At 46.1% G+C, this 26,953-nt stretch carries 21 protein-coding genes and 1 pseudogene; all 22 read right to left on the bottom strand.

Annotation, left to right across the window (positions count from 1 at the left end; all coding sequences use genetic code 11):
• Positions 1-36: 36 nt before the first annotated feature.
• Positions 37-972: a DUF1177 domain-containing protein gene (locus KQI_RS0102705; RefSeq protein WP_010345172.1), complete on the bottom strand. Its 936-nt coding sequence runs from the start codon at positions 970-972 to the stop codon at positions 37-39.
• A gap of 13 nt (positions 973-985) precedes the next feature.
• Positions 986-2,257, bottom strand: a complete 1,272-nt coding sequence (locus tag KQI_RS0102700; RefSeq protein WP_010345171.1) for a M20 family metallopeptidase — start codon at positions 2,255-2,257, stop codon at positions 986-988.
• Positions 2,258-2,392: 135 nt separating this feature from the next.
• Positions 2,393-3,985 carry an ABC transporter substrate-binding protein gene (locus KQI_RS0102695; protein WP_010345170.1) on the bottom strand — a complete coding sequence of 531 codons (1,593 nt, stop codon included), beginning with the start codon at positions 3,983-3,985 and terminating at the stop codon, positions 2,393-2,395.
• A gap of 33 nt (positions 3,986-4,018) precedes the next feature.
• Positions 4,019-4,927, bottom strand: a complete 909-nt coding sequence (locus KQI_RS0102690; protein ID WP_010345168.1) for an ABC transporter permease — start codon at positions 4,925-4,927, stop codon at positions 4,019-4,021.
• Positions 4,928-4,961: 34 nt separating this feature from the next.
• Positions 4,962-5,972 carry an ABC transporter permease gene (locus KQI_RS0102685; protein ID WP_010345167.1) on the bottom strand — a complete coding sequence of 337 codons (1,011 nt, stop codon included), beginning with the start codon at positions 5,970-5,972 and terminating at the stop codon, positions 4,962-4,964.
• 298 nt (positions 5,973-6,270) lie between these two features.
• Complete coding sequence (locus KQI_RS0102680) at positions 6,271-7,455, bottom strand: MFS transporter (protein WP_010345166.1); 1,185 nt, start codon at positions 7,453-7,455, stop codon at positions 6,271-6,273.
• Positions 7,456-7,566: 111 nt separating this feature from the next.
• A complete protein-coding gene (locus KQI_RS0102675; protein ID WP_010345165.1) occupies positions 7,567-8,529 on the bottom strand; it encodes a helix-turn-helix domain-containing protein in 963 nt (320 codons plus the stop codon).
• Between the two features lie 222 nt (positions 8,530-8,751).
• Positions 8,752-10,209, bottom strand: a complete 1,458-nt coding sequence (locus KQI_RS0102670) for a glycoside hydrolase family 1 protein (RefSeq protein ID WP_010345164.1) — start codon at positions 10,207-10,209, stop codon at positions 8,752-8,754.
• A gap of 104 nt (positions 10,210-10,313) precedes the next feature.
• Entirely contained in the window at positions 10,314-12,224 is a 1,911-nt protein-coding gene (locus tag KQI_RS0102665) for a beta-glucoside-specific PTS transporter subunit IIABC (protein ID WP_010345163.1), read from the bottom strand.
• Between the two features lie 206 nt (positions 12,225-12,430).
• Positions 12,431-13,264: a BglG family transcription antiterminator LicT gene (gene licT / locus KQI_RS0102660; RefSeq protein WP_010345162.1), complete on the bottom strand. Its 834-nt coding sequence runs from the start codon at positions 13,262-13,264 to the stop codon at positions 12,431-12,433.
• Between the two features lie 590 nt (positions 13,265-13,854).
• Positions 13,855-14,871, bottom strand: coding sequence for a GTP 3',8-cyclase MoaA (gene moaA / locus KQI_RS0102655; protein WP_010345161.1), 1,017 nt, complete (start codon positions 14,869-14,871; stop codon positions 13,855-13,857).
• Between the two features lie 37 nt (positions 14,872-14,908).
• Entirely contained in the window at positions 14,909-15,142 is a 234-nt protein-coding gene (gene moaD / locus KQI_RS0102650) for a molybdopterin converting factor subunit 1 (RefSeq protein WP_010345160.1), read from the bottom strand.
• On the bottom strand, positions 15,135-15,578 hold the full coding sequence (locus KQI_RS0102645) for a molybdenum cofactor biosynthesis protein MoaE (protein WP_010345159.1): 444 nt from the start codon (positions 15,576-15,578) through the stop codon (positions 15,135-15,137). The genes moaD and KQI_RS0102645 overlap by 8 nt, the downstream gene beginning before the upstream one ends.
• An 89-nt stretch (positions 15,579-15,667) precedes the next feature.
• Positions 15,668-16,687, bottom strand: a complete 1,020-nt coding sequence (locus KQI_RS0102640; RefSeq protein WP_010345158.1) for a ThiF family adenylyltransferase — start codon at positions 16,685-16,687, stop codon at positions 15,668-15,670.
• Between the two features lie 61 nt (positions 16,688-16,748).
• A complete protein-coding gene (locus KQI_RS0102635; RefSeq protein WP_010345157.1) occupies positions 16,749-17,963 on the bottom strand; it encodes a nitrate/nitrite transporter in 1,215 nt (404 codons plus the stop codon).
• A gap of 204 nt (positions 17,964-18,167) precedes the next feature.
• Positions 18,168-18,815 (bottom strand): response regulator transcription factor, encoded by a 648-nt coding sequence (locus KQI_RS0102630; RefSeq protein ID WP_039774269.1) that lies wholly within the window; start codon positions 18,813-18,815, stop codon positions 18,168-18,170.
• 7 nt (positions 18,816-18,822) lie between these two features.
• Positions 18,823-19,887 (bottom strand): sensor histidine kinase, encoded by a 1,065-nt coding sequence (locus KQI_RS0102625; protein WP_010345156.1) that lies wholly within the window; start codon positions 19,885-19,887, stop codon positions 18,823-18,825.
• A 1-nt stretch (position 19,888) separates the two neighbouring features.
• Positions 19,889-20,341, bottom strand: a complete 453-nt coding sequence (locus tag KQI_RS0102620) for a GAF domain-containing protein (protein ID WP_029390003.1) — start codon at positions 20,339-20,341, stop codon at positions 19,889-19,891.
• A gap of 46 nt (positions 20,342-20,387) precedes the next feature.
• Positions 20,388-21,071, bottom strand: coding sequence for a respiratory nitrate reductase subunit gamma (narI, locus tag KQI_RS0102615; RefSeq protein WP_039774172.1), 684 nt, complete (start codon positions 21,069-21,071; stop codon positions 20,388-20,390).
• Positions 21,068-21,634 (bottom strand): nitrate reductase molybdenum cofactor assembly chaperone, encoded by a 567-nt coding sequence (narJ, locus tag KQI_RS0102610; RefSeq protein WP_010345152.1) that lies wholly within the window; start codon positions 21,632-21,634, stop codon positions 21,068-21,070. Before narJ ends, narI begins: the two co-directional genes overlap by 4 nt.
• Complete coding sequence (narH, locus tag KQI_RS0102605; protein ID WP_010345151.1) at positions 21,627-23,246, bottom strand: nitrate reductase subunit beta; 1,620 nt, start codon at positions 23,244-23,246, stop codon at positions 21,627-21,629. Before narH ends, narJ begins: the two co-directional genes overlap by 8 nt.
• Positions 23,236-26,910: pseudogene (locus tag KQI_RS26635) on the bottom strand (nitrate reductase subunit alpha). The gene narH and the pseudogene KQI_RS26635 overlap by 11 nt, the downstream one beginning before the upstream one ends.
• Between the last annotated feature and the right edge of the window lie 43 nt (positions 26,911-26,953).

Raw genomic sequence — 26,953 nt, 5'->3', positions numbered from 1 at the left:
CATGCACCTTCACGTTATTTATCCAAGAGAACAAGCTTATTCGGACTTGCCCATCGTTTGCAGATGCTTCATGCTGCCATACAATTTTGTAATATGCTGATACTCTTTTTCCGAATGAAAAGAGCATTGTCCACGGCCATAGGCCTTGGCTGTTTCGACAGCAAACTTGGCCGCCAGCGCAATATCACCTTCGTGGCTGGCACCCGTCGCACTGCCTGGTACGGGAGCAGCGGCCGTAATGGCTACACCAACCACCGGAGCAGATGTTGCTACCGCTGGCTGCAAAATGCTGTTGATGTGGTACAGATCGTTGCCATAAGGCGTGATATCCTGCGTCGTTACAGCAAAAGTAACACACGGCTCACCGGTTACGTTCTGGGCAATATCGACAAGGTCTTCACTGATCCGCAGCACATAGCCTTCACGTACCGTTGGGGAAATGGCAATCCCTTTATGGTTGATAACACGGTTCCCTTTGGTCGTATCTATCGACAGGATCGCTTCCATTTCGGGAGTCACTTCATATTGGTTCATCGTCAAAATATCTACGGGTGAATCCATAAATGGCACCGGATCATGGGGCTGAGTGGGTGCATCCGGGCAAATATGTGTACAGATGATCACGTCTCCGTCAAGCACATCACCTTTAGACTGCATAGACAAAAGCTTGGCTGCCGCCGCAATGGCCGCTGCCGCTCCATCACCATCGGATACAAATCCGATCATTTCCGGTCTGGCTCCAAGCCCGCCAAGGCGGCCAACTACGCCCAGCGTTGGAGAATCTCCTCCCTGAATGCGACCGTTTTTCCCGGCAATGACGATTTTAATAAAATCCGTAGAGCCCTTATCACCTTCTACGGTGGACACCGTAATCTCCGCTTGGCCCAGCTGTTCCAGGTAAGCTTTGACTTCTGCCCCGCTGGCCGAAGGGCTGTCCAAAAGTTCATACACTTCATATACTTGTTTCATCATGCGGCAGATCCCCTTATGCTTCTTTTGGTGTTGTTTTCAAATATTTAAGCGCCGTCAAAGCGTATACTTTCGCAGATTGAATGATCTGCCATACCGGAGCCTTTTCATTAAAGTTATGAATGGTCCGCAGCTCGGCAGGCCCGTATTGCAATACCGGGATGTTATATTTGCGGAACGCACGTGCATCGCTGGTTGCCCATTGCAGTACGCCATAGGCCTCTTTGCCGCTGACCTCAGCGATAGATTCCACGAGCTCATGCACAATCGGTTCGGTCGGCGGGGTCCAGTTGGCATTGCCATAAAATCCGAACTGTTTGGGTTCAGCATCAATGCCTACACTTGCAAGCAATTCCTTCGCTTTTGCCAGTACATCCCGGTGATCTACGCCAAATGGAACACGGGAGTCCACTTGTACTGTGCAACGGTCGGCAACCACATTGACTTTGGTGCCCCCCTGGATCGTACCAATGTTCACTGTTACATGATCAAACGCTTGTCCATAGCTCGGGTTTTCCCGTTCGCTTGCATAACGTTTGGAAATTTCAATGATCTCTTTGACTTCCTCTGGAATGTCCGGCTTGATGTCCCACAGTTGTTGCAGCGCTTCAATTCCTCTTGCCGCCTTCAAAATAGCACTTTCACCTGCAATCGGCTGCAGACTGCCGTGGCCTGGCGTGCCTTCAACGGTAAATTCAAACCAGCAGCTTCCTTTTTGGCCGATGGTCGGGTTTTGCGGGCCCGAGGGCTCTGCGATCACAGCAGCCGTTCCTTCGATCAGTTTTCTTTCCAGCACCCAAGGCACGCCAAGATGTCCCCCCGTCTCTTCGTCTGGAACTACCAGCAGCGACAATGCGCCTTCGAGCGGTACGCCAAGCTTGGAAAACAGCGCAACGGTAAATATCAATCCAGCCAGTCCGGCTTTCATATCCGAAGCGCCGCGGCCAAGCAGATAGCCGTCACGAATTTCGCCACAGAACGGATCAAAATCCCAGCGAGTCAGATCCCCTGCTGGTACAACGTCGGTATGCCCACAGAAAATCAGCTTTTTTCCATCCGTTGTTGCAGCGCCATAATCGGAAATGAGATTCCACATATTCGGCCCGGATTCGTGTACAGTTGTATCAATGCCTGCTTCTTTAAGGTAATCCATAATAAACTGGCTGATTTCACGTGAATCACCTGGAGGATTTTCCGAAGGAAACTGAATCAACCGCGAGCAAAGCTCAAGCAGCTCATCCTGCCGTTTATCTATTTCATCAAGAACTAGCGTTTTCCAGTCTGTCATTTTATTCCATCTCCTTCATTTTTTCATTTCATGTAGTCAGTTGCATCTTCCATCCCGGAATAACAGTCTGCTTCAGATGTAAAATGATAGCCTTCGGCTGTAATCAACCGAAGGCATCCAGGTAAGATAAACAACCTACTCTTTTTTCAATGAATAGAATCGAATGACTTCATCCGGGTAGTACACATATCCCGTAATGTTTTTGCTCATGCCGACGACCCGATTGTATTCATACAGGTACGCCCAAGGGGAATCTTGATTGATAAGTTCTTGCGCTTTGCCATACAGCTCTTTTCGTTTATTTGCATCCTGCTCTTTGCCTGCTTGCTCCCACAGCTTGTCCACTTCCGGATTGGCATAATGCATATAGTTCGAGGAACCGCTGCTGTACATCAGGAATCCAAGATGGTAACCCGGGTCATTGACGAAAGAAGTCCATTTGGAGATGTATGTTGTCAGATTGCCTTCTCTTTGTTGTTCAAGGAACTGGGCACGGGCAACGTTGACAACGTTCATCTTTACACCGATTTTGGCAAGTTCAGCTTGAATCAACACGGCGTCATCCGCCCAGTCCTGGAAGCCGGAGCCCAGGGTCAAATCAAAGCTAAAACCATTCGGGTAGCCTGCTTCAGCAAGCAACTGTTTTGCTTTGTTCAGATCATGCTTATAGCTGTAGCCCGCATCGGTGTAGCCCGGCGTGTTGCTCGCTACGGAACTCTTCATTTGCTTCGCTTGACCATACATGACATCGTCGATTAATTGGTCATAGGGAATAGCATAAGAGATCGCTTGACGCACTTTTGGATTATTAAAAGGCTTTATTTTGTTATTCATGGCAAAATACAAAATCCGGTTGCTTGCGTTGGATTGAACCTTCAGCTCGGTGTTGCTTTCCAGCTTCGCAACGTCCTTGGCAGGAATCTCAATTGCCATGTCGACATCGCCTTTATCCAGCAGGAGCACACGGTTGGAGGCTTCCTTGGTAAACTTCATCGTTACTTTGCTCAGACTTGGCGCACCTTGCCAGTAGCTGGTATTGGCATTAAAGACAGCTTCTGTCGCCGGGTCCCATTTTTCAAGCTTGAACGGGCCAGAGCCTGCTGCATTTGTTTTCAAAAAGTCGCCATCGCCCTTTTCTTTGACAAGCACGTCATCCACGATTGAGAAGTTGTACAGGGACAGAATTTGCAGGAACATATGATTAGGCTGGGACAAGGTAATGACAACGGTGTGCTCATCCGGCGCTGTAGCGGTTTTGATAGAGCTCATGCCGTAAAGAAAGCTGCCGGAATCGGAATTTTTGAGCCGCTCAAAGGAATACAACACCGAGTTGGCGGTCATCGGATTGCCGCTATGGAATTTAACGTCTTTACGCAGATGCATTGTATAGGTCATGTTATCAGCGGAAACGTCCCATTTCTCAGCCAGCATCGGCTTGATTGTCTCCGTATCTGCGACTTCACCGCTGTCCGTAGACTTTTTGCCGTAGGTCACAAGCTGGTCATAGAGTGCAAGCACAAGTGTATCGGATGTAAGATCACTTGCTTCAGCAGGGTCCATGGTCGACCCTCCCTCCGAGTAGGCAAGCGTAATCGCCTTGGGCGGGGCTGTAGCTTCTGCGCCTTTATCGCCGGATGAAGCGGACGGGCTATTGGCATTGCTTGCGCAGCCTGCCGTCCAAAGCAACGTAGACAAGACGACAATTAGAGAAAGACTTTTTTTCAACATAGCTTACGTTCTCCCCTTTGATGATCTATTATTTTATTTGCTAGAGCGCAGTCTAGGATCAAGTACATCCCGCAAACCGTCTCCAAGCAAATTGAAGCCCAAAATAGCTGTCGCGATTCCAAGACCTGGGAAGGTCACAATCCACCACTCACCGGAAATGATATACGCCCGCCCTTCTGAAATCATCGCTCCCCACTCAGCAATCGGGGGCTTGACACCAAGTCCCAGAAAGCTAAGACTGGCAGAGGTCAGAATGGCGAAGCCCATCCCAAGGGTGGCATTCACAAGCAACGGAGCAAGTGCATTCGGCAGAATGTGGCGAAACAAGATTGTTCCGTTCGTAACACCGATCGCCCGGCTGGCCTCCACAAACTCCTTTTCCCGAAGAGAGATAGTTTGTCCGTGAATCAGTCTGGCGAATTCGGGGATACCCACAATACCCACGGCGATGAGTGCACTCATCAGACCTGGTCCCATAGCTGCGGCAATCGCCATGGCGAGCACCAGCGATGGGAACGCAAGCAGAATATCCATACAGCGCATAATGAGACTGCCCATTCTACCGCCATAGAACCCGGCGACTGCTCCAAGCGGTACGCCGATGATGAACGAGATCGACACGGCGATCATTCCTGTCCAAATACTGATTCTCGCCCCGTAAATCACACGGCTGAGAATGTCACGTCCGTAATTATCAGTTCCAAACCAATGCTCCGCACTTGGCGGCAATAGCTTATTCGCCGGGTCGGTTACATAAGGATCATGTGGAACGATCCATGATGAGAGGATGGCGACGAGCGTCCATCCAACAATAAAGATGAAGCCGATTAAAGCGAGCTTGTTGCCAAACAATAAACGCCAAAAGGTCTTTCTTTTCGGTATAGCGGCTGTGTTGGGCTGAGGCACAGCCTCCTTTGCCGCCAAATCACTTGCAGTGCTCATCCGAGTACCTCCCCTACTTTTGTGCTTCGTGCTATCACTCGTACCGGATACGTGGGTCAATTAATCCGTAAATCAGATCAACTCCGAGGTTGATAAAGCTGTAAATCAGTGCACTTACCAGGGTAAAGGCTTGAATCGGTGCGTAGTCAGCCGCTAAAATGGAATCCGTCACATAGCTGCCTACCCCTGGCCAGGTAAAGATTGTTTCGGTAATAACCGCTCCACCAATCAGGTACCCGACCTGCAAACCAAGTACAGTAAGCGTTGGAATAAAAGCGTTAATGAGTGCGTGCTTGTAAATGACAATCCCTTCACGTAAACCTTTGGCTCTGGCTGTACGGACAAAATCCTGACCGATAACTTCCAGCATGCTGGAACGCATCATCCGTGCCACAATCGCCATGGTGCCTGTGCTGAGGCAGATTGCGGGCAGGAGCAAATGAGACAAGCTGCTTTTTAAAGCTACAAAATCACCCGTCATCAAGCTATCGAGCACATAAAACCCCGTAATGTGCGTGGGAGGATTGATGTCTCCACTAATCCGGCCCATTGGCGCAGGAGCTATCCCCCATTTGGCATAAAAAATATAAATGAACAACAGTCCGATCCAGAAGATAGGCATACATGCACCGATTAAGGAAAACACACGTGAAATGTGGTCAACTATCGATTCTTTGCGAGTTGCCGCCAGGATGCCGATCGGGATTGCCACCAGGATTGCAATGATCAAACTTGCCAATGCCAACTCGATGGTTGCCGGAAACCGGGTAGCAAAGTCACTTGCCACCGATTGCCCAGTGTGATAAGCCTGACCCAGATCGCCATGGAGCAATCCGACTACATAATGAAAGAATTGGATGTACTTGGGCTGATCCAGCCCCATGCTGGTGCGAATATTTTCAATCGTCTCAGGTGTAGCCTGTTCCCCCGCAAGCATCACGGCAGGATCACCCGGAAGCACTCTCGAGATCATGAATGTGATGACGACAATACCAAGCAGTGCCGGAATCATTTGAATCAATCTGCGTAGTGTGTAAACGGCCACAGCCTGTCCCCCTTTGTTCTTAATCCCTTTCTTCCTGTCATGTTTCTTTTCACTTGTTGTTATTTTGAATAATTGTACTAGGGAAGAGCGCTAGGTTCCACGTCCTGAACAGCTAAAAATAGTGACGAATTTTGTCTTTCGCGCACTAAAGCAACTTACTATGTTATTTAAATGTTATGTATTAATGAAAAAAATCAAAAACATGACAACATTACAGTAAAGCAGTATCGCATTTTCATATTAATGTATATAAAATGCAAAAAGGCCTTTCATCCAACAGGACAAAGGGCCTTTATATCTATAAGTATCTTCTCATTCCACTTTTTCTCACTCCCAACATCATGATAGCCATAGCAGCTACCAAAACGGCTATAAGCACAAAGGGAATATATTTGTCTACCCGATACAGAGTGGTCGTCAAAATAGGAGCAATGATCGCGGAAATTCCCTGTACTGCAGCTACCAGACCTGCGGCTCCCCCTTGCTGTTCTTTACTGACCGAAAGAGAGGCACCGGCCATAAATCCGGGCATCAGCAAGCCTGTACCTATACCAAACATAAAAAACGCTGCATAGTAAACGGCCAAGCTGGTTGAAATCAGAAATAATCCCATGCCAGTAATCAGGAACAGAGAACCAAGCAAAATCATCGGCTTCGGCTGCCATTTAAGCCATTTCATCTGGATAATCTGCACAATCAGCATCGCTGCCCCGGAGAACATGAGCCCAAAAGAAACTACTCTTGCTGTTTCTTCGGATGTAAGACCTAGTTGATCTTGAAAATAAAAACCACCTATAACCTGAATAGTCATAATGCTAATCATCGTAACCAAGCCTGCAAGCAAATATATTCTTAGGCTAGGCTGGAAAGGGTTAATCCGGGCTGTTTTTTGCTGAATAACGGGTTTGGCAGCCGGAATCGCCAGTAGAGACACCACAAATGCAACAGCGGCAATGACAATTCCAAAATATAAGGGCCATAGCAGTCCTATTAGAGTAAAGGCACCTGCAATAGCGGGGCCAAATACCAGCCCAAGCCCATTAGCCGCACTAATAATAGCCATACCACTCCCACGCTCTTCTCCCTCTGTTACATCCCCCATATAGGCTTGAGACGATGACAGCACCGCCGGGATAAAGCCTCCGATCAAACCGCGTGTAACAATCAGCAGAACTAAGAGCAGCCCACCTTTAATCCATCCATGTAATCCACCATAAAGAGTGAGCGTAAACAGCAGGCAGCTTACACACATCCCTATGAAACCAAGCAGGATCACAGGCTTGCGTCCCTTTACATCACTCAGATTTCCCCATACTGGAGCCATTAAGGCCATCGTTATGGACCCAAGCGATATTATTAATCCGGAATGGCTTTCTCTCAACCCCAATTCACGAATAAGGGGTGGCATAATCGGAGCAATGAGCATTAGCCCTAGCATAGCCACAAAAACACTGAAAAAGATACTCCCTTTGATTCTATTCATCCTCATACACTCCTCTGCAATATAGATGTCTCTTTATGCAGAAGTATACGGAGCATATCACAAGCCTACTGCCTATATACGGATAAATCTGCGGTTAAACGGATTTTAATTTTAAAATACTTTCTTTATTGCCGATGGCTTTACTCCATATTCCCGGAAAAATTGCTCTGAAAATGCACTCACATTACTATATCCTACAGCCATCGCAGCCTCTGTCACATTGCTTTCCTGGCTTCGTAGCAGCTTCATCGCATAATCCAGACGAATTTGGCGCAAATATTCAAATACAGTAGTTCCAAAGCACGCTTTGAATCCTTTTTTTAATTTAAAGTCGTTAAGGCCAACTTTTCTGGATAATGTGATCAGTGAGGGAGGATCAATCATGCTAGATTCAAGGATTTGCCGGGCCAGATGCAGCTTTCTGACATCTTCTTTGGACAACCCTTCAGGCATGGGCGTTAAATCAAATAATTGAATCATATACCTGTTTAAAATCTCTAATGCCGCTGCCTCCATTAATAAAGGGGATCTATGCACACTTTTCAGATCTTTTATCAAATGCTCAATCATCACTTTGCTTCTGTGATCCAGTTCAAAATCAAAATGATGAAATGCAGCTCCCTTGAGAATTTGATCAAATTCAATGGCTGCCTGCTGACGAGCCATCAGCTGCGAGGCTGCATAATTAAACAATGAGACAGGGATGCCGAGTGCAAATGATGTGTATTGCTCATGAACCGGAGGCTCAAAATACGCTTTAAAATCCTGCAAAAAAATAAGGGCTCCCCGCCCTATCGGAAGTGTATAATCAAGACCGTCTACACTCACATGACGTTTCCCGGAAAGCGCAAATTGAAGCTCAATCATTTGTCCACTGGAGGCAAATTGGGTCGGGTATGGATCATAGTATTGGATATGTGAATACACAATTTCAATTCCGCTATATGTTGTAACCCGGTAAATATGCCCATGACCCGCTTCCGGCAAAATCATATAGGTATGTTCATTCTGTTGCTTAAACGGAGTTTTTTCCAAATAGCGCTGGTATATTAATGATAATGAACTTGAATTCACAAGCATTCACCTCAAATGTATTCATTCAGCCTGAACCTATAAATGAGAATCATTATCAATAATCATAGCTGAATATGAACGATTTGACCAGATCTCCAGACTGTTTTCATTCCAGGGAAATGAAACAGCGCGTACCCATGGAACATCGGCACGCGCTGGCTATATCTTTTTTTAAAATCCGTTTCTGGGTTCCTACTCCACTCGCAAATCAGTCGCTACAATTTAATCCAACTGTTCTCCATTCGTTTCTATCACGTTCTTATACCAATGGAAACTCTTCTTTCTGGATCTGGCAAGTGTACCGTTGCCTTCATTATCCTTATCGACATAAATGAAGCCATAACGCTTTTTCATTTCACCGGTTCCTGCACTTACCAGATCGATGCATCCCCACGGAGTATAGCCTATTAATTCTACTCCATCAGCAATGGCCTCTTTCATCTGTTCAATGTGCTGCTTCAAATAATCAATGCGATAATCATCGTTAATGGAACCATCCTCTTCCACTGTATCTACGGCGCCAAGACCATTTTCAACAACCATTAACGGGATTTCATATCGGTTATAAATGTTATTGAGGGACCATCTTAATCCCTGTGGATCAATTTGCCAATCCCAGGCACTTGCTTTCAAATGGGGATTCTTTAAGCCCAAGGATAAATTTCCTCCCACCTTCTCCTGGTTGGGATCGGCACTGACACAGGTAGATGAATAATAACTGAAGGTATAGAAATCTACGCGACCTTCTTTTAAGATGTTCTCATCCTCTTCTTGCATGTTGATCTGAATGTTATGATCTCTAAAATAACGCTTGGCAAATCCCGGATAAGCTCCTCTTACTTGAACATCTGAGCATAGGAAATTACTCAAGTTATCCTTTTGTTGGGCCAGCAGAACATCATCAGGATGACAAGTAAGCGGATAGGAACACATATAAGCAATCATACAGCCAATTTTAAAATCCTTGTTGATTTCATGCCCCAGCTTTACTGCCTTTGCACTGGCAATAAATTGATGATGCAAAGCTTGATACAGATCCTGCTCATCCTTCACTGTAGCATGGGCAAGCTCTCCATTCCCCTCCGGCATCATACCTCCAGCCATGAACGCGCCAAAGGACAAGGTTAAAATATTGATTTCATTAAAGGTTAACCAGTATTTCACGACATCTTTGTATCTGTTAAAAAGCACTTCACAATATCTCACATAAAAATCTACGACTCTGCGATCTGACCAGCCATTATATTTTTGGGTTAAATGAAACGGTGCTTCATAATGGGAGATCGTAACCAAAGGCTCAATATTATACTTTTTCAATTCTGCGAATACACGATCATAGAACTGCAAGCCTTGCTCATTTGGCTCCGCATCATCTCCGTTAGGAAATATTCTTGACCACGCAATGGACATTCTAAAAACCTTGAATCCCATTTCCGCAAACAAACGGATATCCTCTTGGTAGCGATGGAAAAAGTCAATAGCCTCGTGACTTGGATAATTCACTCCTTCTTCCAACACAGGTGTAATTCTTCGTGAGGTTGTATGCGTTCCGGCTGTTATTACATCAGCGGTGCTTAATCCTTTACCTCCTTCATTATACCCACCTTCAAATTGGTTGGCAGCCGTTGCCCCTCCCCATAAAAAGCCTTGCGGAAATTCCATATGCGGTGTATTTTTCATGATTTAATTCCTCCTCCATTTTTGTTGCCCAGGCTCCCTCCGGCTTCGTACAAAAGCCCGTTGGAAGCCTAGGCGCATAATCAAAATGCTACTTTCCCATAGGGTCAGACCACAACGGTCAACAGGTCTTCTTGATACTCAATCGATTTTTTCTCTGTTTCAATGACATCCAGATAATTCGCCGTATTGGCAACGATCACAGGTGTGGTCAGAACATAACCTGCCTCTTTAATAGCCTCCATATCAAACTCCATGAGCAGCTGTCCTTTTTTAACAGCATCCCCCTGTTTTACTTTAGGGTAAAAATGCTTGCCTTTTAGTTTGACTGTATCCTTGCCTACATGAATAAGGACTTCGACACCGTGATCACTTGTAATTCCGATCGCATGACCTGTCGAAAAGAATGAGGTTAATACGCCATCTACTGGTGCAACAACCTTGCCTTCGGAAGGCTCAATGGCAACTCCTTTACCCAGGGCACCTGTCGAAAAGGCTTCGTCGGGTACTTCAGATAAAGGCTTCACTTCACCCTTTAACGGACTGATCACTGTCTCCTGTTTTACCAAAACTTCTCCTTGTGCTCCTCCTGTTGTACGATCCTCCTTCTTGGTCTCTTTCACTTCATCATCTTTAAATCCGCTAAAGAACATCAGCAGGAAACCTAACACAAAACTTACCAGGATACCAATAACCGCTCCATAAAATCCTCTGTCCATTCCTGCAGGGCTGATATAGCTTGGAATGGCGAAAATACCCAAGCCACCGAGGATGTACCCTTTTGTTCCCATCGCCCCTATAATACCGCCACCTACTGCAGCCCCTATACAGCTTAAAATAAACGGTTTCTTGCGCGGTAATGTAATCCCGTAAATCGCGGGTTCTGTAACACCAAAAATCCCCGAAATGACTGCTGGAATGGAAAGAGATCTTAATTTTGCGTTTTTAGTTTTAAACAAAATCGCCAGTACGACACCCGTCTGGGCAAAGGAAGCTCCGAGCGTCGCTGCCAGGATCGGGTCGAATTTGAGCACTGCCAAGTTGTTAAGCGCGATAGGAACAAGTCCCCAGTGTAAGCCAAAGATAACAAATACTTGCCAGAAAGCGCCCATGAGTATACCTTCAATAATCGGACTCAAGTTATACACAAAGAGGGTGCCTGCCCCAAGCAGTTGACCTGCCCAAGTCGAAAGCGGTCCAATCACAATCAGCGCTAACGGAACAATAACCAACAGTGTGAAGAATGGAACCAAAAATGTTCTCACTACGCTAGGAATTACTCTTTTAAAGAAGTTTTCTATTTTTGAGCCTACATAGGTGGATATGATAATCGGAAGAACGGTTGATGCATAGCTCATCAGAATGACCGGAATACCTAGGAAGGTGATATATACCGGCGACTCAAATATAGTACCGCTAAATAGAGTATATAGCGGTTTGCCCGAGGCTGTTATCGTGCTAAAGGTTGGATAAACAAGCGATGCCCCGATGGCCATACCAATAAAAATGTTGGCATTGAACTTTTTAGCCGACGTGTATCCCAGGAAAACCGGGAAAAAGTAAAATAAACAATCACCTAAAGCATTGAGAATTTGATAAGTACCTGATGTGTTGGTAAGCCAACCCAAAGCTACAAATAAGGCAGTAAATCCCTTAATCATACCTGTGGCACTCAAGACACCGAGCGTTGGTGTGAATACACCTGAAATGGTATCAATGAATTTATTAAACAAACTCATTTTTTCATCTGACGCTTCTTCCGAAGCTGCCTGGAAGCCGCCTATAGCAGCAACATCAGCATAAACCTCAGGTACATGGTTCCCTATAACAACCTGGTATTGTCCGCCACTCTTTACCACCGTGACAACACCATCCATATCTTTCAGAACGTCTGTATTGGCTTTGCTTTCATCTTTTAGTTTGAAACGCAAACGTGTAATACAATGAGTTAGACTATTCACATTTTCTTTGCCGCCGACATTTTTGATGATGTCTTTTGCTAATGTCTCATACTTCATCGTAAGTTCCCCTTTAGATGTATTTGGTATTTTGTATCAATCCCGAGAGAGTTTTAAATCAGTAATAATAGCCTATCCATATAATGTGCTTTCAAGGGAATTGATTTATACAAAATACTGGTATTTATAAAAAAGGCGAAACCAAACAGATCCAATTCGATCTAGGTTGGTTTCGCCTGCATTACCAGTAACAATCCAAGTGTTATTTAATTTTGTCTTTGGGTCAAACGCTGAATATGAATCGTGATATACAGCTTTTCCTCATCTGACAATACCGTGTTCAAGTATTTCTCGATCTTCAGCATACAGCCATGGGCCTTTTTATACTTTGCTTTCACTTGCCTCCACAGAAAATCGTCTTCCAGTTCTGTTTTTTCTTTTTTATTTAATCGCTGAAAGAAGAATCTTAAATGTGTAACAAATCGCTCATAGCCGATCGAGTGTTCATCCAGGGTCGTGTTATAAGAGTATTTAATAATATTTAAGATATCCTGTATTTTTTGAGTTTGCTGTGCAACATCTGCTACCTTATTGTAGGAGCTGTTTACTTGAGCATTGATTAAATGAAGAGCTATATTACCTGCTTCATCTTCTGACAAGCGTTTGCCCGTTTCATCTTCAATAAAGTCCAGTGCTTTTAATCCAACCCCAAATTCCTTGGGGTAAAATTTTTTGATTTCCCAAATTAACGGATTAGTATTTTTAAATCCTTCATCAAACATTTTAAATGCATTGTTCATGTGATCCGTAAGCGAAACATATATATAATCGCTCAATTGTGCTTCTAATATGCTTTTTCCATATTCAATGATGTCATAGCATAACGAAACATATTCTGTAGGAACATCCTCTAACAATAATTTAAATTTCTCTGAAGCATCTTTTTGTTTAAGCACGAACACCTTTTCAATTAACTGCTCTTCTACTTGCTCTCCTGCACTCTTTTTGAATGCAATACCACGGCCCATAACAACAAATTCATCCCTTTTTGAATCTTTGGCTATTATGGCGTTATTATTAAATATCTTCGTTATGATCATCTAACTGCCCCCTTATCCCACAATCATTAAAAAAAGGATTTAGATGCTGGGCGAAATTTCAGATAGGTCACAAGACGGTAATAGCCGATCAAACCTTCGTCGTAAACCAAAATGGAAAGGTGACGATTTACAACTCCATATTATGAAAACGCATTCATTTCAAGAGATAAAAGCCTTACGTTTTCCCTGAATGATCTTGAGTGCTCCCAAACCGATCTGATATTCCGTTTTGTAAAAATGGATATTAGTCGGTTAACCACGTCCTGCATCATTTCTCGGCTGTCGCTTTGTTGGTTGACGTCATCATCTTTGTTGTTCAGCACTTGTAAGGCTTAACATCACTCACCTTTCTGCGTTATGGCTGGGCCAAATATTCATATCGTGCAGGATATCGCAAAGCTTAGTACGCTAAATGAAAAGGCAAAACCCAACACATGGAAATATAAGTTCCATGCCTCGGGTTTTGCCTTTTCAGTAACAATCCCAAGATCATAATAACACTTAATTTAAGCTTTGCCAACAAAAATGTTTGCGCTTTCTTTTCTGGGGACGATCACAATTAATACAGCACATTTCCCTGGTATAAAATGTCAACCACCAATGTAGGACATGTTAATCTTTTTTTTGTTGTTTGCTGTCTGTTCAGTACGTTCATCGGAATACCGGTCTGTGCGTTGTTCCCATACTGAAGTAATCACATCGAGTAATTCCTGGTCATTCGCACCATTACGAAGCATCTGGCGTAGGTCAAATCCGCCTGAAGCAAACAAACATGTATAAAACTTGCCATCGCACGATAAGCGGGCACGTGTGCAGGATGAACAAAACGATTCAGAAACCGAAGTAATAAAGCCAACCTGTGCATCGCTGTCTTTATAACGATAACGCTTTGCCACTTCTCCAAAGTAATCCCGGTCCACTGGCTCCAGCTCGTACGCATTCTTAAGTCGTTCAACGATTTCTTTTTTGGTTAGTACCTTTTTGAAGCTCCATCCGTTGTCATTACCTACATCCATAAACTCAATAAAGCGAAGGGTTATTCTCTGCTCCTTAAAATAAGCAGCCATCGGCAAAATTTCCGAGTCATTAACGCCTTTTTGAACTACCATATTGACCTTGATTTCAAAGCCGATTTCTCTTGCATGTTTGATCTGCTTCAAAATAACATCAGGCTTAATCCCCCGCCCATTCAACCGCCCAAACAGCTCAGGGTCCAGAGCGTCCAGACTGACATTAAGCCGTCGTAGCCCCGCGTCATAGAGAGGCTTAGCCTGCTGTCCTAGCAGCATACCGTTGGTGGTCAAGCCGACATCTTCCACTCCGTCAATGGACAGGATTTGGGAGACCAGGTCGGGTAGATTCCTGCGCATTAATGGTTCGCCGCCCGTGAGTCGGATTTTTTTTACACCCAAAGATACAAAGAGCTTCGTCAGCCGGTGAATCTCCTCAAACGACAGACATTTATTTTGGGGAAGAAAGGCGTAATCGTCACCGAAAATTTCTTTGGGCATGCAATAGGAGCAGCGGAAATTGCAGCGGTCCGTAACCGATATACGCAGGTCACGAATCGGCCGCTGCAACGTGTCTTTCAGTGGATGAAAATTCATACGCCCCCTCCTTTCTAGTTGTTTAGCATCGTTCTCATTAGCCGCCGCTGACTGGCGGAATAAAGGCTATAACGTCTCCATCCTGCACCACATCCGTGGGCAACGCGTACTCCTCGTTTAATGCAATTCGTACAGAACTGATTGACACAGCTGGATATTGATCTGTTATCCAATTGTATAAGTCGCCTACAGTTTGGCCTGCCAAATCTGCCATTTCTTCAGCTTTTCCCGTCACCTCACGGAGTCCTGCAAAATAGTACAGCTTAATCATAAATGATCTCCTTCGGCTTTTTCCTTTGATTTCCGACCCACTGCGTTCCATCTTCCCAAATCTCTTGTTTCCATATTGGGACTATTTCTTTGATTCGTTCGATCGCATATTCATTCGCCTCATACGCATTCGAGCGGTGTGGTGAAGAAACGGCAATGACAACGGCAATATCACCGATTTGAAGCTCGCCAATCCGGTGTGCAATAGCCACTTTGGTCCCTATCCATTTTTCTTCGATTTCGCGACCAATTTCCGCGAGCTTTTTTTGGGCCATGGGCACATAGGCCTCATAAGCGAGGTATAAGGTTCGTACACCTTCGGTCCACTCCCGGACGTGCCCAGTAAACACGGTCACTGCTCCCGCTTCCGGCCTTAGGACATAATCCGCATAAGTCTGCGGAACAATAGGCTCAGTCACGATTTCAAAAACACTCATCTTTTCCACCTTCCAGCCACCGTGCAAACCATTCTATGATGACAAACTCTATCTAATAACTTCTGCGTCTTATATCTGCATTCTCATGTTCAGCCGAACAACTGATGATATAGCTTTTGACCTTTGGCAATACTTCCAATACCGTGAATGAGAAGCCTTCCGTTTTTGAATAAAATCATTCGATGCTTAAAGGCATAGAACTCAACGAAATAAGGAGTTCTTTTTACATTTTCGGCCATAAGTCTGCCCATTTTCTCAGCATCATCGAGTGTAATCGGACGATTAGGGTCCGGAAGAACCTGCACGACATCCCGTCCACACAGCGCAGCATACGCCGAGCGACGCGGTGCAGTCAGTGCAGGAAATGCAGGGTGTTCTCCACAGGTTGGACAATCCTGGTTACGGATGCGGGAAATCCCTATGTCCATCTGTGTGTTCTCCCAGAGATCAAATAGATGAACCTTGCGGCGCATTTTATCACGTCTACCGGTCAGCCACTTCATGGCTTCTGCACATTGGAGGGCGGCTGTCGCCTGGACTGCGGGCGAAATAATTCCAGCCGTATCGCAGGTCTGATTGATCGCCGGCAGTGATGGCAGAAGGCAGCGAAAACAGGCCGACTCGCCCGGTACGAAAGGAAAAACGACGCCCGTGCTTCCAACACAGGCTCCGTAAATCCATGGAATTCCGGTCTTCAGTGCGGCATCGTTTATAAGTAGGCGGGTTTCAAAATTGTCCGTAGCATCCATCAACAATGTGCTTTTGCCAGCAAGCTCTTGAACAAGCTCGGCATCCAGGTTGTCGAGATATGTGTACAAACGTACGTCTTCTCGTATGGCTTTCAGTCTTTTTTCGGCAGCCATGACCTTGGGCAGCATTTCCGCAGCATCCTGCTCCGTGAACAGCTGCTGACGTTGCAGATTCGACAGTTCCACATAATCACGATCAACCAGGTGAAGCTCCCCAACACCAGCCCTTACCAGTGTTTCGGCAATAGCGGAACCCAACGCCCCGCAACCAATAATGGTGACAACAGCTGCGGACAGATTACGCTGTCCTTCACCGCCGATGGGTCTAAACAAGATCTGTCTTGAATAACGTTCATTCATCACAATGCCCCCTAACGCTGAAGAATGATCGTCAATCTTAAGTTTTTTCGATGTCTTTCGGTTACTTTTGGATTTCTTTTTGTTTCTTAGAGTTTCCTTGCCCTATCGAATCGATCGCTTCGGTAGCCGCAGTTAAGCGTCCTTGATAATACAGCCATATGACAAGGATCAGGCTAGCCAGCGCCACTTGGGAGAGCAGCATGAATCCAATCGAGTAATGACCAGTTGCGGCATGAATCGACGATAACAAGATCGGAGGGAAAAAGCCACCGAGGCCGCCCATCATCGATACAATTCCGTTCACTATGCCTGCTTGCTTATTAAAATAGAATGGAACCAGCTTGAAAATGACACCGTTCCCGACTCCCGCACATACAGCGATAGCCAAGCAGCCTACTGTATAAAGGGTAATCCCTGGTGAAAAAGCCAAAAGAATCGCAGCGACCGTATAAACGGCAAACGTACCTACCAGCAGGAACAGAGGCTGAAACCGATCCGCCAGCCACCCACCAATGGGGCGGAAGAATGTCGCAATCGCAATGAAGCCTGCTGTACGCATCCCTGCATCCACTTTAGTCAGCTCAAAATTTGATACCAGGAAATTCGGCAAGTACACCGTGAACGCTACAAATGAACCAAACGTAATAAAATAAAAGAGCGAGAAAAACCAAAGCTTTTCATTTTTATAAACCCCTTTGATCTGCTCCATAATCGGCGTTTTTACTTTAGGTTCATGACGGTCCCCAAAGAAGAAATTCAAAACAATAAAAACAAGCAATAAAATAAGGTACAGCTTGACTGTAAGTGCCCACCCTACCTGCGTCGCTACAATCGGAGCGGAGAAGGTAGTTACTGCTGTCCCCAGGTTCCCCACACCATAGATCCCGTTGACAAAGCCATGTTTTTCCTTCGGATAATACTTGGGCAGCGAAGTCACCCCAACCGAGAACACCGCTCCGCCAATCCCAAGGAACAAGCCACCGATAATTAAATCCATCATCGTGGAAGCTTCACTGATATAGTAGACCGGAAACAATAGCAAAATAAAGCTAACGAGAAAAACGATTCTTGCTCCGAAGATGTTGGCATAATAACCTAATGGAATGCGCAGAATCGATCCGAGCACGACCGGAATCGCCGTGACCATGGCCAATTTTCCGGATGGAATAGCAATGTCCTCAGTAATGAACGGCATGAGGGAAGAAATGATAACCCATACACTGAATCCAAGGATCAAGTTCATTGTTTGTAGTGGCAACTGCAACTTTCTAATCATTTAACTCACCTTTTCCAACGTTTTTTCTGTCGAATATTGTTTTAATTTTTCTGTCCCCATTGTAGCCGCTAGCTGCTCTTAACGAATATAGGGGACTCCCCTTTCCCTAACAGGGGAGTCCCTGAAAATAAAAAAAGCCGCCTCTACTAGAAACGACTTCGTTTATTCAAGAGATATTTTTCACAAAACGTTCATTTCATTGGTTTAAAAATCCAGCATTTTTTTCTTTAATGCATATTGGACCAGCTCAGGCCGACTTCTTAAGTTCAGCTTCTCCATGATTTTGGCTTTGTTCGCTTCCACCGTCTTGACAGAGATGAACAGCTTTTCAGCAACTTCCTTGTTACCATATCCCTTTGCGACCAAAGGGAGAATCTCCAATTCCCGCTTGGTGAGGATCTCAAACGGATCTTCTGTTTGTGATGTTGTATCTTTCTTGATGAACTCACGAACGAGAGAAGTGGCCATTTTAGGATGGATATAAGTTCCACCCCCATGAATGGTTCGTATGGCAAGCAATAGCTCCTCATCCGGTGCATTTTTCAAAACATATCCCGAAGCGCCACTCTTCAAAATATGAAATAGATATTCTTCATCGTCATGCATGGTCAGAATCAAAATTTTAGTATCAGGATGGTCCTCCTTAATCTTGCCTGTAGCGATCAATCCACTTTCGCCTGGCGGCATGCTAAGGTCCATGATTAGAATATCCGGCTTACATTTAGCTACCATTGTGTACGCTTCAATTCCGTCTGCAGCCGTTCCGACAACCTCCATATCCGATTGGAAGTTGAGAATCATGGAAAATCCGCTTCGTACAATCGCATGGTCATCTGCTAACACAATTTTGATCAAGTCTCTATTCCTCCCCATGTCCAATCGGAATTTGTAAAAAGACTTTGGTTCCTTGGCCAACATTCGAAAGGACACCAAAACTTCCGCCTACCAGCTCTGCCCGCTCTTGCATACCGTATAAACCGAGCCCTGTTCCAATAGGCTTGCCCCCCTTATCAAAGCCAATTCCATTGTCCTCTACAGTCAAACGAAGCGCATGATCATGCTCGGATAAAGAAACTTTGATCGTGTCTACCTGGGCATACTTCAAGGCATTGAGAACGGCCTCCTGACAAACACGGTAAATGACGGTTTCCATTTCACTTCCATAACGCTTGCGGGGAAGATCGGATACGAACTCAACCACCAGACCATAGCTTTGCTCGATCCGCTTGAAGTGGGAACGGAAGGCTGCTTCAAGCCCAAAATCATCAAGAGTGGCAGGACGGAGTTCCACAGACAGGTTGCGGATATCATCCAGCAATCGCGTCATGGATGCTTCGGTCTGCTTCATGTTTTTGAGGAGCTGGTCATCATCCGTCATATATTTTAACACTCGTAATTCAACAACCGCGCTCATCAATTCCTGAGCAACGCTATCATGCAGCTCCCTGGAAAGCCGCTTACGCTCACTTTCCTGCGCTTCAATGACATGCTTCATCATTTTGTTTTGATACAATTTTTCTTGCGTCTGAAATTGCGGGGTCAAATCTCTCAGCATCAACACCCGAATTCCATTTTCAGAATCAATCGTGTGAAAAGAAGCGGCAAAGGGAACCATTCCGTTTCGCTTTGTTTCCAAATAGACCTGGAAAGAAGCGAAATTTTTGGATTCGGGCACATTGAAATAACAATCAAGACAGGTGCGGGGCTCTGTGTCGCTTGTATAACCTCTGCATGTTCCGCATAAAGCTTTTTCCTTCCCTTCATAGAGTTGAATGAGGACGTCATCCCTCACGATCTCTTCAGCAGCCGGGTTCATAGCCAGGGTATCCCCTTGTCTATCAAAAAAGAAAATAGCTTCTGTACTGTTCTCAAACAATTTCAGCATTAGCGAACTCAAAGAGTCGGTCCCTACAGACAATGTCAATTTATATCACTTCCTTCCCGTTCAGTTCTCCAATTCCTCTCCGCGCCAAGGCTTCCAAATCGCGCATCATGGCTTCAGTCATCAGCTGTTCTTTACGAAATCCACCTAGCAGTACACCCGCAACGCGAGCATCATTCCACAGGGGTACAGCCCCGAGACTCTGGAGCCTCTCGGATTGGACGATAGGATAGTTAAACAGGTTGTCTGCACCCACAAATTGATAAACAGATGGAATGAAAATGGATTTTCCGGTTTTAAACACGACTCCTGCTATGCCCTTTCCGGATTTCAACACAATCCGTTTAAAGCGATCATTTAAATTCCCGGCCGCATTTTTCCATTTAATTACGTATTGATATTCGGCCGGTTCAACAAGAGCAAGCGCCATGAAATCATAACCGAAATGCTCGCGAATTCGCTCAAGCTCCCTTTGATAATCCATCCTATTATTCATCACTCTCTCCTAATTACAATTAGGAAAGAAGGCAGCGCCCGCTTTCCTAATTCGATTTATGTCTTCTGTACAGAATATAACTTCTGCGCACATAATTCAATGGAACACTCCATACATGAACAAGCCGGGTGAACGGCCAGAATGCAAAAATGGCAAAGCCCATAAGTACATGAAGCTTGAAAGACAACGGTACGTCTCTCATCAGTGACGGGTCGACACGGAATATGAATAAACCGCGGAACCAGATCGAGATGGTTTCCCTATAATCAAATTCAGGCTGTACTGCGTTCGTTACAAGAGTCGCAAACATCCCCATGCATACAAGGGCAAAAAGCATTAAGTTTACAATCAAATCAGAAGCTGAGCTTAAGCGGCGTACATTGCGCATTGTAAAACGGCGAAAGGTGAGAATCAACATACCGAGGAACGTTATAGCTCCAAATATGCCACCAATATATACTGCCCCAATGTGATACAGATGATCGTTTACACCCAATGCGTGCATCAAGGTTTTTGGAATACCCAGACCGGATATGTGACCGAAAATAACCGGAATAATTCCCAGGTGGAATAAGAGACTGCCGATCATCAATTGTTTCTTTTCAATAAATTCACTTGATTTCGCTGTCCAATTGAACTGGTCCGTTCTGTAACGAAAAATATGGCCAACAATAAAGATAACCAAACACATGTAAGGGAAAATAACCCACAAAAACTGCTCTAGCATCATAGCGTGGCTGCCTCCTGTTCTACGCAAGTTTTAAGCGTTTCGCGCAGCCCCTTGATCAGATGAAAATACGGGCTTTCCATTTTTTCCAGCGCTTTAAGCAAATGATAGGTGCCGTCTTCCAAAATCGCGACAGGCATGCGGAAGTTTTCTGTCGTCTTCGGATCTTGTAACCATTCGGCAGCATACAGAAATTCACACATAAGCGGCAAGTAATCCGGCAGCTCTCCATCTGGCATTTCAAGACCGTACATCTCATACAAAACCTTTAACTTGACCAGCATTTGTCCTCTTTCTTTTGCATCTTCGAACTTGAAGTAAGTCATATATAGTGCGCAATTTTTTTGAAAATCGAAGGTTTCCGTATACATCTCCTGAATCTCTTCCATGCTGAATTCTTGCATAAGAGACCAGTACTTGTTAGCGTGCGTATACGCAGGATGACCTGGGTCAAATGATGCTTCCAGAAAAGCCGGATGAAAATCCAGCTTTTCCGGGTACATGAGTTGTTGGGCGAAAAACCCGAATGAAGGCTTGCATTCATACAGCTTCGCTACATTAATCACGCCAAATACCCCCGTAGAAGTTTTCTTCATACATTTGCTTGCCTGTTTTTGAAGGCTCTTCCATTCCCATTGAGCTTCCCATTGAGCTTCCCATTGAGCTTCCCATTGAGCTTCCCAGGCTACAGCCGCTACAGCCGCCAGAACCACAAGATTCCACATTCCCTAAGGTGTCGCCGAAACCAGTAGCTCCCTGGGCGCGATATGGATTGTCATAACTCTCTTTATGTGATGTCGGAATGACGAAGCGGTCCTCATACTTGGCAATGGCTAACAGTCGGTACATCTGCTCCGCCTGACGTGGTGTCATACCGACGCGCTCAAGACGGCTTTCATCGAAAGATTGTCCGATGGACTGGGCACGCATATAGGCGCGCATCATAGCCATCCGTTGCAGGGATTCCTTCACCGTAACCGTGTCGCCCGCCGTCAGCATATTGGCAAGATACTGAACGGGCGTACGCATTTCTTCGATAGCCGGGAAAATCATATCCGGATTCTCGATCGAGTCTTTTCCTTCAAAGTAATTCATGATCGGGCTAAGTGGCGGTACATACCAGACCATAGGCAGCGTGCGATATTCCGGGTGAAGCGGGAATGCCAGCTTGTATTCAATAGCAAGCTTGTAGACCGGCGAGTTCTGAGCGGCCTCAATCCAGTCTTGCGAGAGACCATCTTTTTTCGCCTGAGCAATTACCTCCGGATCACTTGGGTCCAAGAACAGGTCGCATTGCGCTTTATACAGGTCCTTCTCATCCTCCATAGAAGCAGCCTCCTGCACTCGGTCCGCATCATACAGCAGAACACCGAGGTAGCGAATTCGTCCAGTACATGTCTCGGAGCAGACGGTTGGCAACCCGGCTTCCACACGTGGGAAACAGAAGGTACATTTCTCCGCTTTGTTCGTTTGCCAGTTGAAGTACACTTTCTTGTATGGACAACCTGTCATGCAATACCGCCAGCCGCGGCAGGCTTCCTGATCCACGAGCACGATTCCGTCCTCGTCCCGTTTGTACATCGCGCCTGAAGGGCAGGATGCGACACAGCTTGGATTCAGACAGTGCTCGCAAAGCCGAGGGAGATACATCATGAACGACTTCTCAAAATTGAATTTGATCTCTTCTTCGATTTTCTGAATATTCGGATCAAGTGGCCCCGTTACATGGGCCCCCGCCAAATCATCCTCCCAGTTAGGGCCCCAATTCAGATCCATTTTTTCGCCCGTTACTGCGGAATGCGCACGCGCTACCGGAGAATGCTTCTGCTCTTTTGCGTTGGTCAAATGCTCATAATTATAAGTCCAAGGCTCATAATAATCTTTCATTTCCGGCATGTCGGGATTGTAGAAAATTTTGCCCAGCGCTATCTTGGACAGCTTGCTGCCTGATTTTAGTTCAAGCTTTCCTTTGCGAAGCTGCCAGCCGCCCTTATATTGCTCCTGGTCTTCCCAGCGCTTTGGATAGCCAATGCCGGGTTTGGTTTCCACGTTGTTGAACCATATATATTCCGCGCCTTTGCGGTTTGTCCAAGTTGTTTTGCACGTCACGCTGCACGTATGGCAGCCAATACATTTATCCAGGTTCATGACCATGGCAATTTGAGCTTTAATCTTCAAGCCAGTTAACCTCCTTCATTTTACGTACCGCTACGTACACATCACGCTGGTTCCCGATCGGACCGTAATAATTGAACCCGTAGCTTAGCTGAGCATATCCGCCAACCATCTGGGTTGGTTTGAGATGAATTCTTGTTGGTGCATTATGGCTGCCCCCGCGCGTATCCGTGATTTCGGAGCCCGGCACTTGAATATGCTTGTCCTGAGCATGGTACATAAACATCGTTCCTCTTGGCATCCGGTGGCTGACAACTGCCCGTGCAGTTACGACACCGTTGCGGTTGTACACCTCTAACCAGTCATTGTCGGCAATGTCATGGGCCGCTGCGTCTTCGTTATTGATCCATACCGTAGGACCTCCGCGGAACAGCGTAAGCATATGCTGGTTATCCTGGTAGGTGGAGTGAATATTCCATTTACCGTGTGGAGTCAGATAACGAAGCACAAGTGAATCCTGACCGCCCTTGATTTCCCGATCACGCGTGCCGAATACCATTGGTGGCAGAGTTGGTTTATAGACTGGCAACGACTCCCCAAACTGCTGGAAAATCTCATGATCGATGTAGAAATGCTGTCTTCCTGTCAAAGTACGGAACGGAACAAGACGTTCAATATTCGTTGTAAATGGCGAGTAGCGGCGTCCCTGCTTGTTTGATCCAGTAAACACCGGTGTCGGTATAACTTCACGCGGCTGTGCCGTGATACTTTGGAACGTGATTTTTTCAGCAGCACGGTCGGCCGAGATGTCCATCAGCTTAACACCGTGTTCCTTTTCCGCCTCTTCATAAGCTCTTTGCGAGACACGGCCATTGGTTGCCGACGAAAGATGAAGAATCGTATCGGCCACTTGGCGGGCTGTCTGGATTTTCGGCAGTCCGTCTTTAATGGACTCATCGTAGTAGACTCCGTTCAGCTTCTTCAGCTCCTCATACTCATCAGCCACCGAGAAGCTAACGCCGTGCGCACCTGTCTTCCCGGTAGCCAAATTTGGACCGAGCGAGATATATTTATCGTATATTTTCGTATAATCGCGTTCTACAATGCTGAAATTCGGCATGGTTTTACCCGGAACGGCTTCGACCTCGCCCTTCGTCCAGTCCTTGACAAGACCCATCGGTTGCGAAATTTCACCTATGGAGTCATGTCCAAGCGGTGCAGTCACAACGTCTTTATATATTCCTGGCAGATGCTCTTTGGCCATTTCCGAGAAAGTTTCGGATAGATGACGGTAGATATCCCAGTCCGAGCGGGATTCCCAAAGAGGATTAACCGCAGGATTAAATGGATGCACGAACGGATGCATGTCTGTCGAGGACAAATCTGTCTTCTCGTACCAGGTTGCAGCCGGGAGTACAACATCCGCGTACAATGGGGTTGTTGTCATCCGAAAATCAAGTGAAACCACCAGATCAAGCTTTCCTTCTACATCTTCCCGCCAGACGATTTCCTCGGGTTTCTGCTCTTCGTTCGGCCGGGCAAGCAGCGCATCGGAGGCTCCGAGCAGATGCTTCATGAAATATTCCTGCCCCTTCGCCGAACTGGAAATCAGGTTGGAGCGCCAAATAAAGAGTGAACGCGGGAAGTTCTCTGCTGCTCCTGGATCTTCAACCGCGAAACGAGTCTTTTGCGATTTAACCTCTTCTACAGCGTGATTAATAATGTCCGCGTTTGATTTCTTGCCCAGCTTCGCCGCCTCTTCGGCAAACAACAGGCTGTTCTTGTTAAACTGCGGATAAGAAGGCATCCACCCCAAACGGGCTGCCAACACATTGTAGTCTGCCGGATGCTGATATTTGACATCTCCGCCCGTCGGTGATTTCAGCGAATCCGTGCCGCTTTCTTCATATCGCCACTGTTCTGTTGCAAAATAGAAGAATGAAGTGGCATTTTGCAATCGAGCTGGTCCCTGCCAGTCTTTGGCAAAGGCAATCGTGGACCAGCCTTCAATGGGACGCAACTTTTCTTGACCTACATAATGCGCCCAGCCCCCACCGTTCACACCTTGAGAAGCAGTCAGCATAACCAGGTTCAAAATCGACCGATAGATGGTGTCACTATTGAACCAATGATTGATCCCCGCTCCCATAATGATCATGGAACGCCCTTGGGTATCGATTGCGTTCTGAGCAAATTCCCGAGCAATCTGTACCACAACCGATGCCTTGACACTTGTGATCTTCTCCTGCCAGGCAGGGGTATAATGTGAATCCGCATCGTAATAATCCTTGGCGTTATGAGGGCTGTCGTTGCGAGCAATACCATACTGACTCATCATCAGATCGTATACGGTCGCTACGAAACGTTCCGAACCATCTGCCAGACGTACTTTTTTAGCCGGAATCACACGTTTGAACGTTCCATTACCCGAGTTATCAAAATAAGGGAATACGATTTCTTCCCATTGCTCGTCATGACCTTCCACCGTGAGCGCGGGCTCAACTCTCGTTCCATCTTCCCGCTCCAGAATCAGGTTCCATTTCTTGCCCTGCTCCCAGCGCTGTCCCATCGTACCATTCGGAACCAACATTTCCTTCGTCGCTTCATCGTATATGACCGGTTTCCAGTCGGCATGCGGCGAAGCATCTCCCAGATCACTTGCCCGTAGGAAACGTCCACCTTTCCAGGCTCCCTCATGGGGATCAAGCAGGATCATAAATGGCATATCTGTATATTGCTTGGCATAATTAATGAACATCGGTTCTTGGCGTTCTTTGTAGAACTCATCCAGAATGACATGCGTCATAGCCTGTGCTACAGCAGCATCTGTACCTGGATTAGGGGCAAGCCAATTGTCAGCGAACTTCACATTCTCCGCCAGATCGGGTGCTATCGACACAACCTTCGTCCCTTTATAACGCACTTCCGTCATGAAGTGGGCATCCGGTGTCCGGGTAAGCGGCACATTCGATCCCCACATGATCAGGTAACTCGAGTTGTACCAATCAGAAGATTCAGGTACATCCGTTTGCTCACCCCAAATTTGAGGAGAAGCAGGCGGAAGATCGGCATACCAATCGTAAAAGCTCAACATTTCCCCACCAAGCAATGAAATGAACCGTGCTCCCGAGGCGTAGCTTATCATCGACATCGCCGGAATTGGCGTGAAGCCTGCAATCCTGTCAGGACCGTACTTACGGATGGTATAAATCAATTGCGCCGAGATCAGGCGTAGGACATCGTCCCAAGCCACACGAACATGGCCGCCTTTTCCGCGTGCCGATTTGTAGAGCTTGGCTTTCTCAGGGTCTTCTACAATACTCGCCCATGCGTCTACCGGATTGCTATGCTCCTTGATCGCTTCCTACCACAGTCGCAATAGCTTGCCGCGCATATAAGGGTATTTCACACGTAACGGACTGTATTCATACCAGGAAAATGAAGCACCACGCGGGCATCCACGCGGCTCAAATTCTGGCATATCTGGACCGCAGGAAGGATAATCAATTTGCTGATTTTCCCAGGTGATGATGCCGTTTTTAACAAAAACCTTCCAGCTACAGGAGCCAGTACAGTTAACACCGTGCGTCGTACGAATTACTTTGTCGTGAGACCAACGCTGACGGTACACGTTTTCCCATTCTCTATTTTTTTCCTCAAGGATTGACCAGTTTCCGGAATAACTCTCGATCGGCTTAAAGAAATTGAGGCTGTATTTTTTTTTCATCGATGATCAACGCTCCTTAGATTCATTCGCATACTCCCATTAT

The organism is Paenibacillus peoriae KCTC 3763 (assembly GCF_000236805.1).
GTDB classification, from domain to species: Bacteria; Bacillota; Bacilli; order Paenibacillales; family Paenibacillaceae; genus Paenibacillus; species Paenibacillus peoriae.
This window is presented reverse-complemented; position numbering and strand designations above follow the sequence as displayed.

Bases quoted from the DNA above. Each gene is read 5' to 3' on its own strand.
- KQI_RS0102695 (WP_010345170.1), bottom strand. From the start codon at position 3,985: ATGTTGAAAAAAAGTCTTTCTCTAATTGTCGTCTTGTCTACGTTGCTT.
- KQI_RS0102645 (WP_010345159.1), bottom strand. From the start codon at position 15,578: ATGAGTGTTTTTGAAATCGTGACTGAGCCTATTGTTCCGCAGACTTAT.
- KQI_RS0102700 (WP_010345171.1), bottom strand. From the start codon at position 2,257: ATGACAGACTGGAAAACGCTAGTTCTTGATGAAATAGATAAACGGCAG.
- narI (WP_039774172.1), bottom strand. From the start codon at position 21,071: ATGATGCTAGAGCAGTTTTTGTGGGTTATTTTCCCTTACATGTGTTTG.
- KQI_RS0102635 (WP_010345157.1), bottom strand. From the start codon at position 17,963: ATGATTAGAAAGTTGCAGTTGCCACTACAAACAATGAACTTGATCCTT.
- licT (WP_010345162.1), bottom strand. From the start codon at position 13,264: ATGATCATAACGAAGATATTTAATAATAACGCCATAATAGCCAAAGAT.
- KQI_RS0102620 (WP_029390003.1), bottom strand. From the start codon at position 20,341: ATGAATAATAGGATGGATTATCAAAGGGAGCTTGAGCGAATTCGCGAG.
- KQI_RS0102665 (WP_010345163.1), bottom strand. From the start codon at position 12,224: ATGAAGTATGAGACATTAGCAAAAGACATCATCAAAAATGTCGGCGGC.
- KQI_RS0102670 (WP_010345164.1), bottom strand. From the start codon at position 10,209: ATGAAAAATACACCGCATATGGAATTTCCGCAAGGCTTTTTATGGGGA.
- KQI_RS0102640 (WP_010345158.1), bottom strand. From the start codon at position 16,687: ATGAATGAACGTTATTCAAGACAGATCTTGTTTAGACCCATCGGCGGT.
- KQI_RS0102690 (WP_010345168.1), bottom strand. From the start codon at position 4,927: ATGAGCACTGCAAGTGATTTGGCGGCAAAGGAGGCTGTGCCTCAGCCC.
- moaA (WP_010345161.1), bottom strand. From the start codon at position 14,871: ATGAATTTTCATCCACTGAAAGACACGTTGCAGCGGCCGATTCGTGAC.
- KQI_RS0102705 (WP_010345172.1), bottom strand. From the start codon at position 972: ATGATGAAACAAGTATATGAAGTGTATGAACTTTTGGACAGCCCTTCG.
- KQI_RS0102680 (WP_010345166.1), bottom strand. From the start codon at position 7,455: ATGAATAGAATCAAAGGGAGTATCTTTTTCAGTGTTTTTGTGGCTATG.
- moaD (WP_010345160.1), bottom strand. From the start codon at position 15,142: ATGATTAAGCTGTACTATTTTGCAGGACTCCGTGAGGTGACGGGAAAA.